At 54.9% G+C, this 13,577-nt stretch carries 13 protein-coding genes; all 13 read left to right on the top strand.

All coding sequences use genetic code 11. The features are described from left to right. The first annotated feature begins 2 nt into the window (after positions 1–2). The 13 genes from truB (at position 3) to AB1S56_RS13680 (ending at position 13,508) form a co-directional block, all read left to right on the top strand. Complete coding sequence (truB, locus tag AB1S56_RS13740; protein WP_340868705.1) at positions 3–941, top strand: tRNA pseudouridine(55) synthase TruB; 939 nt, start codon at positions 3–5, stop codon at positions 939–941. 46 nt (positions 942–987) lie between these two features. Beyond that, positions 988–1,938 (top strand): bifunctional riboflavin kinase/FAD synthetase, encoded by a 951-nt coding sequence (locus AB1S56_RS13735; RefSeq protein WP_340868706.1) that lies wholly within the window; start codon positions 988–990, stop codon positions 1,936–1,938. A 168-nt stretch (positions 1,939–2,106) separates the two neighbouring features. Next, the gene (gene rpsO, locus AB1S56_RS13730) at positions 2,107–2,376 is read left to right on the top strand and encodes a 30S ribosomal protein S15 (RefSeq protein ID WP_340868707.1); all 270 of its coding nucleotides are present in this window, start codon (positions 2,107–2,109) and stop codon (positions 2,374–2,376) included. 99 nt (positions 2,377–2,475) lie between these two features. Next, positions 2,476–4,578, top strand: coding sequence for a polyribonucleotide nucleotidyltransferase (gene pnp, locus AB1S56_RS13725; protein ID WP_340868709.1), 2,103 nt, complete (start codon positions 2,476–2,478; stop codon positions 4,576–4,578). Between the two features lie 183 nt (positions 4,579–4,761). Then, positions 4,762–5,766 carry a polysaccharide deacetylase family protein gene (locus tag AB1S56_RS13720; RefSeq protein WP_340868710.1) on the top strand — a complete coding sequence of 335 codons (1,005 nt, stop codon included), beginning with the start codon at positions 4,762–4,764 and terminating at the stop codon, positions 5,764–5,766. A gap of 33 nt (positions 5,767–5,799) precedes the next feature. Beyond that, positions 5,800–7,065: a pitrilysin family protein gene (locus AB1S56_RS13715; protein ID WP_340868711.1), complete on the top strand. Its 1,266-nt coding sequence runs from the start codon at positions 5,800–5,802 to the stop codon at positions 7,063–7,065. Next, the gene (dut, locus tag AB1S56_RS13710; RefSeq protein WP_340868712.1) at positions 7,046–7,492 is read left to right on the top strand and encodes a dUTP diphosphatase; all 447 of its coding nucleotides are present in this window, start codon (positions 7,046–7,048) and stop codon (positions 7,490–7,492) included. Before AB1S56_RS13715 ends, dut begins: the two co-directional genes overlap by 20 nt. 119 nt (positions 7,493–7,611) lie before the next feature. Next, the gene (gene dpsA, locus AB1S56_RS13705; protein WP_340868713.1) at positions 7,612–8,511 is read left to right on the top strand and encodes a dipicolinate synthase subunit DpsA; all 900 of its coding nucleotides are present in this window, start codon (positions 7,612–7,614) and stop codon (positions 8,509–8,511) included. Then, complete coding sequence (locus AB1S56_RS13700; RefSeq protein WP_340868714.1) at positions 8,508–9,098, top strand: dipicolinate synthase subunit B; 591 nt, start codon at positions 8,508–8,510, stop codon at positions 9,096–9,098. The genes dpsA and AB1S56_RS13700 overlap by 4 nt, the downstream gene beginning before the upstream one ends. A gap of 15 nt (positions 9,099–9,113) precedes the next feature. Further along, positions 9,114–9,329: a hypothetical protein gene (locus AB1S56_RS13695; RefSeq protein WP_340868715.1), complete on the top strand. Its 216-nt coding sequence runs from the start codon at positions 9,114–9,116 to the stop codon at positions 9,327–9,329. 90 nt (positions 9,330–9,419) lie between these two features. Continuing rightward, positions 9,420–10,643: an aspartate kinase gene (gene dapG, locus AB1S56_RS13690; RefSeq protein ID WP_340868716.1), complete on the top strand. Its 1,224-nt coding sequence runs from the start codon at positions 9,420–9,422 to the stop codon at positions 10,641–10,643. A 45-nt stretch (positions 10,644–10,688) separates the two neighbouring features. Beyond that, positions 10,689–11,564 carry a 4-hydroxy-tetrahydrodipicolinate synthase gene (gene dapA, locus AB1S56_RS13685; RefSeq protein ID WP_340868717.1) on the top strand — a complete coding sequence of 292 codons (876 nt, stop codon included), beginning with the start codon at positions 10,689–10,691 and terminating at the stop codon, positions 11,562–11,564. A gap of 264 nt (positions 11,565–11,828) precedes the next feature. Then, a complete protein-coding gene (locus tag AB1S56_RS13680) occupies positions 11,829–13,508 on the top strand; it encodes a ribonuclease J (RefSeq protein ID WP_340868719.1) in 1,680 nt (559 codons plus the stop codon). Positions 13,509–13,577 lie beyond the last annotated feature (69 nt).

Below are 13,577 nucleotides of genomic sequence, written 5' to 3'. Positions count from 1 at the left end.
GCATGGAAGGCATTCTGGCGGTATGGAAACCGGAAGGATGGACCTCGCATGATGTGGTGGCCAAAGCTAGAAGGCTGCTCAGGATGAAACGAATCGGCCATACCGGCACGCTTGATCCCATGGTGACCGGCGTGCTGCCCTTATGCCTCGGACGATCAACGCGGGTCGTGGAGTACATTCAGGAGAGACCCAAAGCCTATGAAGCGGTGCTTCGTCTCGGCATTGCGACCGACACAGAGGATATGACCGGAACGGTCATTGCGCGCGAGTCTGTCGGCTCCATCACCCGCGAACAAATTCAGCAGGCGCTCCTGCAATTTGTTGGCGAGATCGAGCAGGTGCCGCCGATGTTCTCCGCGGTTAAGGTCAACGGCAAGCGATTATACGAGCTGGCGAGAGAAGGCAAGACGGTCGAACGGAAATCCAGAACGGTGACGATTCACGGGATCGAGCTGCTGGATACCCGACTCCAAGGCGACGAGCCAGAGCTGACCTTCTCGGTCATCTGCTCCAAAGGCACCTATATTCGCACGCTCTGTGTGGATATCGGCAAGGCGCTCGGGCTGCCTGCAGCCATGGCGAAGCTGACGCGGACCATGTCCGGCGGCATTACAGCGGAAGGCTGTCTAACGCTTGAGGATATCGAGAGGCATATGGAGGCTGGCGATTTGGAGCGATATCTGATACCAGCTGATCAGGCTATTAGCCATATGCCCGCTGCGATTGTGGCCGAGAGCAAGGTTCCGCTGGCTAGACGCGGACAGAAGCTGAAGCTGTGGGCGGTCTCAGCCGGCCAAAGCGAAGGCTCCTGGAACGACAACGAGTTAGTCCGACTGTACGAGCCGGGAGAGGGCGGTCCCTTCCTGGGCATCTATCAGGTGGATGCCGAAGCTTCGCTCCTGAAGCCGGTCAAAGTATTTGTGGCGGCTGCGGAGGAGTAACCTTCGAGGCCATCTTACAGTTCATGTAGAAATGCAGGTGTCATCTGTGGAAATCATCTCATTATCTTATCCGCTTGAAGAGAATGGCTATTCACGGACAGAAGGCAAGCGGATTTCTGTAGCGATCGGCCATTTCGACGGCGTGCATCGAGGCCATCAGAACGTTATAAGCGAGGCTGTCAGATACGCGCGGCAGTCGGACATGCTGTCTGCCGTTCTGACGTTCTCCCCGCATCCCAAGGAAGTGCTTGGCCATGGGGATCATTATTACCGCTCTTTAACGCCGCTTGCCCGCAAGACGGAGCTGTTCGCTGCTCTGGGCGTCGACATGGTGTTCGTGATGCGGTTTGATCGCCGGTTCGCCGCTTTGTCGCCGGAGCAATTCGTGACGGAGGTGCTGCAGCCGCTTCGCGTCAGTCATGTCGCAGTAGGCTTCGACTTTGCCTTCGGCAGCCGGGGAGCGGGTACGCCGGAGCTTCTCGTCGAGCTTGGCGGCAGCGTTATGTCCGTACATGTGGAGAAGCCGCTTTATGAGGACGGGCGCAAAGTAAGCAGCACCTTGACGCGGGAGTCGCTGGAGAGCGGAGATCTCGACATGGTGAGCGCGCTGCTTGGAAGACCTTATGATATAACAGGTACAGTCGTGCATGGCGATGGACGGGGGCGGACCATCGGATTCCCGACGGCGAATCTGGAAATCGTGGAACCATACGTTGCGCCGAGGCTTGGCGTATATGCCATTACGGCATGGATTGACGGCGCGGCTTACGACGGTGTGCTTAATCATGGGATGAAGCCGACATTCAACAAAACGGATGTGATGCCGGTGATGGAGGCGCATTTGTTCGACTTTGACCGCGATATTTATGGCCGGGAGATGAAGGTGCAATTCCGTCATTTTATACGTCCAGAGCAGAAGTTTGGCTCCATCCAGGAGCTGATTGCCCAAATCGCGGCGGATACCGACAAGGCAAGAAATTTGCTGGCGACACACTAGCGCATTTTCTCGACAAGCGGCTATTCGTTATGCTATACTAAAGAACGTTGCGAACAGCTTGCCTGTTATCGGGTCTGCATGCTTCGTATACTGAACCTTAGCTTGGTTGTCCGATCTCACCGACGGCGGCGAGGCTAATGGCGATTATGAATGAAGGAGGTGAAAAGGATGGCACTTACTCAAGAACGCAAGCAAGAACTGATCGAGACTCACAAAACTCACGCAAGTGACACAGGGTCCCCTGAGGTTCAAATCGCTATCCTTACGGAAAACATCGTTAACCTGACTCAGCATTTGCGCGAGCACAAGAAGGATCATCATTCCCGCCGCGGATTGCTTAAGATGGTAGGTCAACGCCGTAAGTTGCTAGCTTACCTGAAGAACAAGGACGTTAGACGTTATAGCGCATTGATCGAAAAACTCGGCCTGCGCCGCTAAAACATGCGTGACGAAAAGCAACCTGATCTTCCCATCCCCAGTGCTTCTGGATACGGGATTTCGGGTTGCTTTTTGTAATAGGATAAGGAGGGAATTGTGATGATTCAACGTATTGAAACGACGCTTGGAGGAAGACCTCTCATTCTAGAGACTGGGCGTCTCGCCAAGCAAGCGAATGCGGCCGTTACGGTTCGTTACGGGGAGACCGTCATTCTGTGTACGGTAACCGCGTCATCAGAGCCGAAGGACCTGGACTTCTTCCCACTGACGGTCAACTATGAAGAGAGACTGTACGCGGTGGGCAAAATTCCGGGAGGCTTCATCAAGCGTGAGGGCCGGCCAAGCGAAAAGGCGATTCTGTCCAGTCGCTTGACAGACCGTCCGATTCGCCCGTTGTTCCCGGAAGGCTTCCGCAATGACGTGCAAATTGCCAACATCGTCATGAGCGTGGACCAGGACTGCTCCCCTGAAATTGCGGCGATGATCGGAACATCCGCTGCGCTAACCATCTCCGATGTGCCGTTCAGCGGACCAATCGGCGGTGTTATCGTGGGTCGCGTGAATGGACAATTTGTTATTAACCCGACGGTGGAGCAAGAGCAGCTGACGGATATTTTTGTAGTAGTCGCAGGTACGAAGGAAGCCATTATGATGGTGGAAGCGGAAGCGAACGAAGTGCCGGAATCCGTTATGCTGGAAGCGATTATGTTCGGACATGATGAGATCAAAAACATTGTGGCCAACATCGAGGAGCTTCAAGCTCTAGCGGGCAAGGAGAAAATGGCAGTAAAATTACATACGGTGAATGCCAGCGTCAACGCTGAGGTTCGCGCCTTCGCATCCGCTCGACTGGTGGAAGCGATCAAAATTCCCGAGAAGCATGCCCGTCAAGAAGCGATTGACGCTGTTAACGGCGATGCAGTGGCTCATTTCGAGGTGCAATATGCCGATACGCCGGAGCTTCTGGCCGACGTGAAGGAAGTATTGTACGACATCGTGAAGGAAGAGGTTCGCCGTCTAATTACGCATGACAAGGTTCGTCCTGACGGACGCGGTCTCGACGAGATTCGTCCGATCGAATGCGATGTCGCTCTGCTGCCGCGTACACACGGCTCCGGCCTGTTCACGCGCGGTCAAACGCAAGCGCTTAGCATCTGTACGCTTGGCGCCATGGGCGACGTGCAAATTCTCGACGGCATCTCGCCGGAAGAAACGAAACGCTTCATGCATCATTACAACTTCCCGCCGTTCAGCGTAGGCGAGGCTCGTCCTCTGCGCCCTCCTGGCCGCAGGGAAATCGGTCATGGCGCTCTGGGCGAACGCGCGTTGTCGAAGGTTATTCCTTCCGAGGCGGAGTTCCCGTACACGATTCGCCTTGTATCCGAGGTGCTGGAGTCCAACGGCTCTACTTCCCAGGCCAGCATCTGCGCAAGCACGCTTGCGATGATGGATGCAGGCGTACCGATCAAAGCGCCAGTGGCAGGCATCGCTATGGGTCTGATCAAGGACGGCGATCACTTCTCGATTCTGTCCGACATTCAGGGCATGGAGGATCACCTCGGCGACATGGACTTCAAGGTTGCAGGCACAGCGCAAGGCGTAACGGCGATTCAAATGGATATCAAAATCGACGGCATCGACCGCAGCATTCTGGAGCAGTCGCTGGAGCAGGCGCGTCAAGGCCGCATGCATATCCTGGGCAAAATGCTGGAAGTGATGTCCACACCACGGACAAGCCTTTCCAAATACGCGCCCAAGATTCTTACGCTTCGTATTAATCCGGACAAAATCCGTGATGTTATTGGAGCAGGCGGCAAGATCATCAACAAAATCATTGAGGAAACCGGCGTGAAAATCGATATTGAGCAGGACGGCATGGTGTTCATCGCTTCCTCCAACGAAGAGATGAATCAGAAGGCCAGAGCCATTATCGAAGGCATCGTGAAGGAAGTTGTGGTGGGAGAAATCTATCTTGGCACAGTGAGACGCATTGAGAAGTTCGGCGTGTTCGTGGAGATTCTTCCTAACAAGGACGGACTGGTGCATATCTCGCAATTGTCCACTGAGCGTGTGGCGAAATGCGAGGATGTGGTGAAGATCGGCGATCAGATCACGGTGAAGGTAACCGAAATCGATCAGCAAGGTCGCGTCAACCTGTCTCGCAAGGCGGTACTGACAGCGGAAGAGCCTGCTCAATCCTAGATTGCAGCGGGCTGCCCCCCCTCAGCCATTTATAGCAAGGACCGAAGAGCCAGAGCTTATCTGTCTCTTTTTGTTTTGCAAATCCTGAAGCATAATCTTGTCCAAGAACTCATAGACTGGGTGTTAAGCGAACGAGGAGCTGCTCTGCTCCCGCGCGACTTTGCTCGTATGGGAGTGGGGGCAATGAAGATGCGCAAAGCGGCCGTCATCGCGGCCAGCTTGTTCATGATGGTGGTTCTGGTCAAAATGAATGGCAACATCGCTTCATTCATCTCGACGGTGAAATCGGAGGATGCAATCGAGGCGCTGGCGCCGCCCGCTTATTCGGAGGAGGAGAAGCGGGAGCTGTACGAGGCAATTGTCGCGGAGGCGGAGACAAAAGCTATTGCTCCTGTTAATGCCCGCATTGATCGGGTATGGCATGCGATTCCGGGCTATAACGGCCTTTCTGTCGATATAGAGGGAACGTATAAGGCTGCTCTTGAAGCGCCGAGAGGCGGCGCTATTCCGTATCAGTACAGGGAAATTCCGCCCAAGATTACACTCGCCCAGCTAGGCGCACACCCTATCTACAGGGGCAATCCGGAGAAGCCGATGATCTCGCTAATGATTAACGTTGCGTGGGGCAATGAATACATAGACCCCATTCTGGAAACCTTGCGGGGCAAAGGGGTCAAGGCGACCTTTTTCCTGGACGGGTCATGGTTGAAGGGCAATGTAGACGTAGCGCGGAGAATTCAGGCCGAGGGCCATGAGATGTCCAATCACGCTTATTCGCATCCGGATATGAAAAAATTAAGCAGAGCCGATCAGACGAGCCAAATCGTGCGAACGCAGACGCTGCTGAAGGATTTGCTTGGAGTCGACAATGTCTGGTTCGCGCCTCCATCCGGCTCCTACAACGCAGCTACTGTTCAGGCCGCCAGAGAGCAAGGGCTGGGCACCGTTCTATGGACGATTGACACGGTGGATTGGATGAAGCCATCCCCGGATTATGTCATTCGCAAAATTTCGTCCAAGCTGGAGCCGGGAGCTTTGATCCTGATGCATCCTACGGCTGCGACGCGTGATGCCATAGGCGGCATGATCGACAGCGCGCTGGCCAAGGGGTACGCCATCGGGACGGTTAGCGAAACCTTGTCGGAAGCGCGAGTGCCGGTCGTTGTTGAGGGCGCGGGCGTATTCTGATATAGTGATATACGAATAGGAGGACGACGCTTAGTGAACAAATATACGCTTAGCAACGGCTTGCGCGTTGTGGTGGAATACATCCCGACCGTCCGTTCCGTTTCGTTCGGCATATGGGTGAAAACGGGCTCTCGGAACGAAACGTTGGAAAATAACGGAATTTCCCATTTTATCGAGCACATGCTCTTCAAGGGTACGGAGAAGCGGACGGCCAAGGACATCGCCGATCTGTTCGACGGAATCGGGGGCAATGTGAACGCCTTTACGTCCAAGGAGTACACGTGCTACTTCGCCAAGGTGCTGGATGAGCATTTGCCGATGGCAGTGGACGCGCTTTCGGACATGTTCTTCCATTCCCAATTCGACCCGCATGAGCTCGCCAAAGAAAAAAACGTCATTCTCGAAGAAATTGCCATGTACGAGGATACGCCTGACGATAAGGTGCATGACGAGGCCTCGCGAGCTTCCTTCGGAGATCATGCGCTGGCTTATTCTATCCTAGGCCTGAAGGAACGGCTGGAAGCGATGGGTCCTGACACGCTGAGGGGCTATATGCAGGAGCGGTATACGATTGAGAACACGGTTGTCAGCGTTGCGGGCAACGTGGAGGAGGGCAAGCTGCTACCCTTGCTGGAGGCCCACTTCGGCGGGTTCGCCGCCCATTCCACCCCGTTCCTGACAGAGCCGCCGGTGTTCCGCGGCGATTATATTTTTTATAAGAAAAAAACGGAGCAGAATCATATATGCATGACCTTCCCGGGCTGCTCCAATCGGGATCCCAAGCTGTATGCGATGGTGCTGCTGAACAACGCGCTTGGCGGCGGCATGAGCTCGCGTCTGTTCCAGGAGATTAGGGAGAAGCGCGGTCTCGCTTATTCGGTATATTCGTATCATACAGGCTATGCCGACTCCGGACTGTTCACCGTATACGCGGGAACGGCTCCCAAGCAGACGAAGGAAGTGCTCGACCTCACGCTGGAGCAAATCCAGGAGCTGTCCGTGAAAGGCTTGGCGGAGGAGGAGCTTCATCGCGGCAAGGAGCAGCTGAAGGGCTCGCTGATTCTGAGTCTGGAGAGCACCAGCAGCCGAATGAACCGGATTGGCAAAAACGAGCTGATGATCGGCCATCATTATACGCTGGACGAACTGTTGAATCGTATTGATTCCGTTACGATGGACGATATACGGGAAGTGACGAAGCGAATGCTTGCTGTGCCGTTTGCGGTAGCGATGGTCGGCTCGACAGACAAGGACGCGGTGAAGCTAAGGAGAGATCAATATGTACCAGGTGCTGTTTAAACGGCTGGAGGGCAACGACGATATCGCGATTCCGCGCAAAATGTCGGAATGGGCGGCAGGCTTCGACCTGCAGGCCGCCGTCGAGGAGCCGATGACGCTCGCCCCAGGCGAGCGCGTGCTGGTGCCAACGGGCTTCGCGATGGCGATGCCGAAGGAGCTGGAGGCGCAGATTCGTCCAAGAAGCGGTCTCGCTTACAAGCACGGCATTACCTGCTTGAACTCGCCTGGCACAATCGACGCTGATTACAGGGGCGAAGTGAAGGTGCTGCTTGCAAATTTGGGGTCCGAGCCGTTCGTCATTACGCGCGGCGAAAGAATTGCCCAGATGGTGTTCCAGGAGGTGCCTTCCGTCGTAATTGAGGAGGCCGATGAGCTTCCGGATACGGTTCGAGGAGCGGGCGGCTTCGGGCATACAGGCGTCAAATAATAGAAGTGAGATCGGAGCGCGGAGGCGTTCCGATCTTTTTTTGTGCGCTTTTTTTCACCCTGCCTTGGGCGGAAGCATACGATGGTCTATATCTATTTGCCAGAAGGGAGTGAAGCCCGATGCTAACAGGCGTTCAAGTACTGCTGCTGGGCGGCGACGCGCGTCAGCTTGAGGTCATTCGAAAGCTGAGCGAGCTGGATGCGAGCGTCACGGTCTGCGGCTTCGACGGCCTGCACTCGTCGTTGGACGGAGCCGTACATGCAGAGTTCGATGAAGCGCTGTTCGAGGGCGTAGACGCTCTGCTGCTGCCGGCGGTCGGAACGGACGATCAAGGTGTGATCCATACCGTATTCAGCGATCGCGAGCTGAAGCTGACGCGTTCCCATATTGCGAAGCTTCCCTTGCACTGCAAGGTGTATACCGGAATGGCGAAGCCGTATCTCCGAGGCCTTTGCGAGGAGAAGGGCATTGCGCTGGTCGAGCTGTTCGACCGGGATGACGTAGCGATCTACAACTCCATACCGACGGCGGAAGGCGCATTGATGATGGCGATCCAGCATACCGACATTACGATTCACGGATCCAGTGCCATGGTGCTCGGCTTTGGCCGGACTGGATTTACGATGGCAAGAACGCTTCAAGGCTTGGGCGCCAACGTGAAGGTTGGCGTGCGAAGATCGGAGCATTTTGCACGCGCCTCGGAGATGGGTTTTAAGCCTTTTTACATGGGCAGCTTGTTGCAAAACGTAGGGAATATTGACTTGCTTTTTAATACAATTCCGACTATGATAGTCACAGCGCAAATTATCGCAAATTTACCGTCACGGACCGTCATCATCGACCTCGCGTCGAAGCCTGGCGGAACGGACTTCCGCTTCGCTGAGAAGCGGGGTATCAAGGCGATGCTTGCACCCGGTCTCCCCGGTATCGTGGCTCCCAAGACAGCAGGTCGGATCATAGCGGATTGTTTATCGCAACTGATTATGGAAGACACGATGGAGCGGGGGAATGGGATATGAATTGGAACGGGATTACGGTAGGCTACGCATTGTCGGGCTCTCACTGCACATTCGCAGAGGTTATGCCGGAGATCAAACGGTTTGTGGACGCAGGCGCCAATGTTGTGCCGATCGTGTCGAATTCATTGATTACGACGGATACAAGATTCGGCACGGCCAAGGAATGGCAGGAGCGGTTGACCGGCATTACGGGCAACGAGATTATTTCGACTATCGTTCAGGCGGAGCCGCTTGGACCATCCAAGCTGCTTGACGTGCTTGTTATTGCTCCATGCACTGGCAACACGACGAGCAGGCTGGCTAACGCCATTACGGATAGCGCCGTACTGATGGCGGCGAAAGCGCAAATGCGCAACGGCCGTCCCCTTGTGCTGGCGATCTCGACGAACGACGGCTTGGGCTTGAATGCCGCTAATATTGCAAAGCTTCTAGTGGCTAAACATATTTATTTTGTGCCATTTGGTCAAGATAATCCTACTCAGAAGCCCAATTCTTTGGTTGCGAGAATGGATCTGGTGATGGAGGCGTGTGAAGCCGCGCTACAAGGGCGTCAGCTTCAGCCGCTCCTGATCGAACGTTTTTCGTAAGCGTAGCTTAATAATTTGGAACTGGAAGACGCCAAGCAGCTGCTTGAGGACGCGCCAGGGGAGATGCAATCGCGTTGTTCCCCTCGTCCATGGGCAGTACCCGCTTGCGGCGGAAGCGTCAGTGTAGGCTTACTGGCGTATTCGTCGACGTATGGTTCGGACTTGTCGAATGGGGTCGAGTCATGCGGATGGTCTCCGACAACCTGCAACAAGCTGCAGCAGGATATATGAATAGTAGCAACAGGGATCGCAAGAGGTTAATGGAATACACAACGGGTATAACGCTGCTCTCGTCTTCGGTGGATATTGGAGGGGGACGATATGCGAATTCTGGTTCAGAAATTCGGAGGAACCTCGCTATCAACCGAGCAAGCTAGAGACCGCGTTATTCGTCATATAGCCAGGGAACGGGAGGACGGCTTCGCCGTCGTCGTCGTTGTCTCGGCGATGGGACGCAAGGGCGATCCGTATGCAACGGATACGCTGCTTTCCTTGATGCAAGACAATGAAGGGGCCTTGCCCCCAAGGGAGAGGGATTTGCTGCTGGGCTGCGGAGAGATGATCTCGGCCGCCGCCTTGTGCAGCCTGCTCCTGTCCAGAGGGATTCCCTCAACCGCGCTCACTGGCGGAGGAGCGGGAATCCTGACCGACGATCAGTTCGGCAACGCCAGAATCAAGTCGATCGGAACGGATCGGATTATGGGGCTGCTTCGACAGGACAAGGTCGTGGTTGTGACGGGCTTCCAAGGCGTAACGGCGGCCGGCGACCTCACAACGCTTGGACGCGGCGGCAGCGATACGTCTGCAACCGCGCTGGGCGCTGCGCTGCGGGCGGAGCTCGTAGATATTTATACCGATGTCAATGGGTTGTTAACGGCGGATCCGCGTTTTGTGGCGGAAGCGAGACAGCTGGCTTGCGTAAGCTATACGGAGATAGGCAACATGGCGCGCCAGGGTGCCAAGGTCATACATCCTCGAGCGGTTGAGGTTGCTCAGCAGGCTCGAATTCCGGTGCGCGTGCGGTCGACCTTCTCCGATGAGCCGGGCACGCTAGTCACGGACACGCCGCCCGCTGCACAGGCGGTCAAGGACCGTTATGTGACGGGTATTGCTCATGTAGCCGGCGTAACGCAGATTACAGTCAAGGCGCTCGACGGGCGCAATGATATGCAGCTTCAAGTGTTTCAGACGATGGCCAAACATCATATCAGCGTCGATTTCATTAACGTGACGCCAAGCGGGGCCGTCTATACGGTGTTTGATCATGACGCGGAACATGCATTGCAATTGCTGAGGCAATCCGGCTTTGCTCCCACGGCCGTATCCGGCTGCGCCAAAATTTCCGTCATCGGCGGAGGCATGAGCGGTCAGCCGGGTGTAATGGCTCGTATTGTGGAGGCTTTAACGGAGCAGGGCGTTACAATCATGCAGTCCGCTGATTCCAATATGACCATATGGGTTCTCGTCCAGCAGGAGGATATGGCCAAAGCGCTTAGAGCGCTGCACGCCAAGTTCGACCTGCACCGGGAGACGGATGGTCCATAAATTCGCACTTATTGATTAGATGTAACAATTAGGAGGCAGATCCCCATGGAGTTCGGCAGATTGATCACCGCGATGGTGACCCCGTTCGATGCTGATGGACAAATCGACTGGCAGACGACGGAGAAATTAATTCACTATTTAATTGATGAACAGCAATCCGACAGCTTGATTGTATCCGGTACGACAGGCGAGTCGCCGACGTTATCGGAGGAAGAGAAGCTGAAGCTGTTCCGATTTGTCGTGAAGCACGCGGCGGGCCGCTGCAAGGTGATCGCGGGAACGGGCAGCAACAATACCGCCCATTCCATCCATCTGACGAAGGAAGCGGAGCTCTGCGGAGTGGATGGCGTGCTGCTCGTCGCTCCTTATTACAACAAGCCGTCGCAGGAGGGGCTGTTCCAGCATTTCAAAGCCATTGCGGAATCCACGAAGCTGCCTGTCATCCTGTACAATGTCGAAGGCCGTACCGGTATTAATATTTCCGTTCAGACGACACTTCGCCTTGCGGAGCTTGATAATGTAGTCGCTACCAAGGACTGCGCTTCTCTGGAGCAGCTGACGCAAATTATTAGCGGCGCGCCGGAAGGCTTCCTGGTGTACAGCGGGGACGACAGCGCAGCCCTGCCTGCTATGTCCGTGGGCGCTTACGGCATCATAAGTGTAGCAAGCCACATTGTGGGGACGAAGATGCGAGAGATGATTGAAGCCTACGTCAGCGGCAACGTGAAGGAAGCCGCCCGTCTGAACGGTGAGCTGTTCCCCGTATTCAAAGGCCTGTTTTATTGTCCTCATCCTGTGCCTAACCCCGTTGCGGTCAAATTCGCGCTGGGCTTGAAGGGTATGCCGGTAGGCGGCGTGCGTCTGCCGCTTGTGAGCGCGAATGAGTCGGAAGCCGATTATTTGCGCAAGCTCTTGTCCTAATTCATACGTCTGAGAGACGCTTTAGAAGCCGGTGCGAGCAGCATCGGCTTTCTGTTTGAGCCTGCGTCTGCCGGGCTGGTTTTTATGTATTCTCCGGTATTACTTGTATTCCATCTTTTTCTTCATGTATAATAAAACACAAGTGACTGGGTGCGGCAATAAAATGATTTGATTTTTGAAGAGATCGTCAGAGCGGCATCTGACGTTTATCTGAGTATGTATAGATAATGCTTTTATTACAATTTGTAGGAGGTATAGATTCACTTGTCAAAAAAGAACAACCAAGATAAGCTGCTGATCTTCGCACTTGGCGGAGTGGGCGAAATCGGGAAAAATATGTACGTCATTCAATACAACAACGACATCGTCGTCGTCGATTCGGGCCTGAAGTTTCCAGAGGAGGACATGCTGGGCATCGACATCGTCATTCCGGACATCTCTTACCTGACGGAGAATCGCGACAAGGTTCGCGGCATTCTCATCACGCATGGCCATGAGGACCATATCGGCGGATTGCCATACGTGCTGAAGCATCTGAACGTGCCTGTGTATGGAACAAAACTGACGCTGGGCCTGATTGAGGGCAAGCTGAAGGAAGCTGGACTGCTGGGCGAGACGAAGCGCATTCTGATCAATGCCGATTCCGAGGTTCAGATGGGCACAATTCGCGCAAGCTTCTTCAAGACGAACCACAGTATTCCGGATTCCGTTGGCGTATGCCTGGAAACACCGGAGGGCATTGTCGTTCACACGGGTGACTTCAAGTTCGATCACACGCCGGTTAACGATCAATTCGCGGATCTCCAGCGCATAGCGGAGATTGGCAGCCGCGGCGTGCTGGCGCTTCTGTCGGACAGCACGAACGCCGAGAGACCGGGCTACACGCCTTCGGAGAGCAATGTTGGAGATGAGCTGGAGGATATCTTCCGCAAGTCGACTCAGCGCGTTGTTGTGGCTACCTTCGCCTCCAACGTGCACCGGATTCAACAAATTATTAATGCCTCGATCGCAACTCGCCGCAAGATTGCAGTCGTAGGCCGCAGCATGGTGAACGTGGTTGGCATCGCTTCGGAGCTTGGATATTTGAACATTCCGGAAGGCATGCTGATTGAGCCGGAGGAAGTGAACAAGCTGGCTGCTGATCGCGTTGTTATCCTATGCACAGGCAGCCAGGGCGAGCCGATGTCCGCGCTTACGCGCATGGCGCGTTCCACGCATCGCAAGGTTGATATATTGCCAGGGGATACGGTGATCATTGCCGCGACGCCGATTCCGGGCAACGAGCGTTATGTTGGACGCACGGTGGACGAGCTGTTCCGACTGGGTGCCAACGTCATCTATGGACCAGGCTCCGTATCCGGTGTGCACGTCTCCGGCCATGGCAGTCAGGAAGAGCTGAAGCTGATGCTCAACCTGATTAAGCCGAAGTACTTTATTCCCATTCACGGTGAATATCGGATGCTTCGCCAGCATGCGAAGCTTGGGGAAGCCATCGGTATGGAACGCGAGAACATCTTCATCGTCGATAACGGCGATACGGTTGAAGTGCAAGGCGGCGTTGCCCGCAAAGGCGCGAAGGTGCAGGCAGGCAATGTGCTGATTGACGGACTGGGCGTCGGCGACGTAGGGAACATTGTTCTCCGTGACCGTAAGCTTCTGTCGCAGGACGGCATTCTGGTCGTGGTCGTCACGCTGAGCAAGCAGGACGGCACAATCCTGTCCGGTCCGGACATCATCTCCCGCGGATTTGTATATGTCCGCGAGTCCGAGGGCTTGCTGGATGAGGCCAACCGCATTGTCACTTCTACGCTGAACAAGCTGATGAACGACAAGGTCAATGAGTGGGCATCCCTGAAGACGAATGTGAAGGATGCGCTTGGCCGATTCCTGTACGAGCAAACTCGTCGTCGTCCCATGATCCTGCCGATTATCATGGAAGTCTAATCGACGATAACCCATCACGATACGAATACGCTCTTTCCTCCGCATGCGGACGGGAAGAGCGTTTTTCTA

This window comes from Paenibacillus sp. PL2-23, assembly GCF_040834005.1.
Taxonomy (GTDB): Bacteria; Bacillota; Bacilli; order Paenibacillales; family Paenibacillaceae; genus Pristimantibacillus.
The sequence above is the reverse complement of the archived record's forward strand: the minus strand, read 5'-3'. Positions and strand labels throughout refer to the sequence as shown.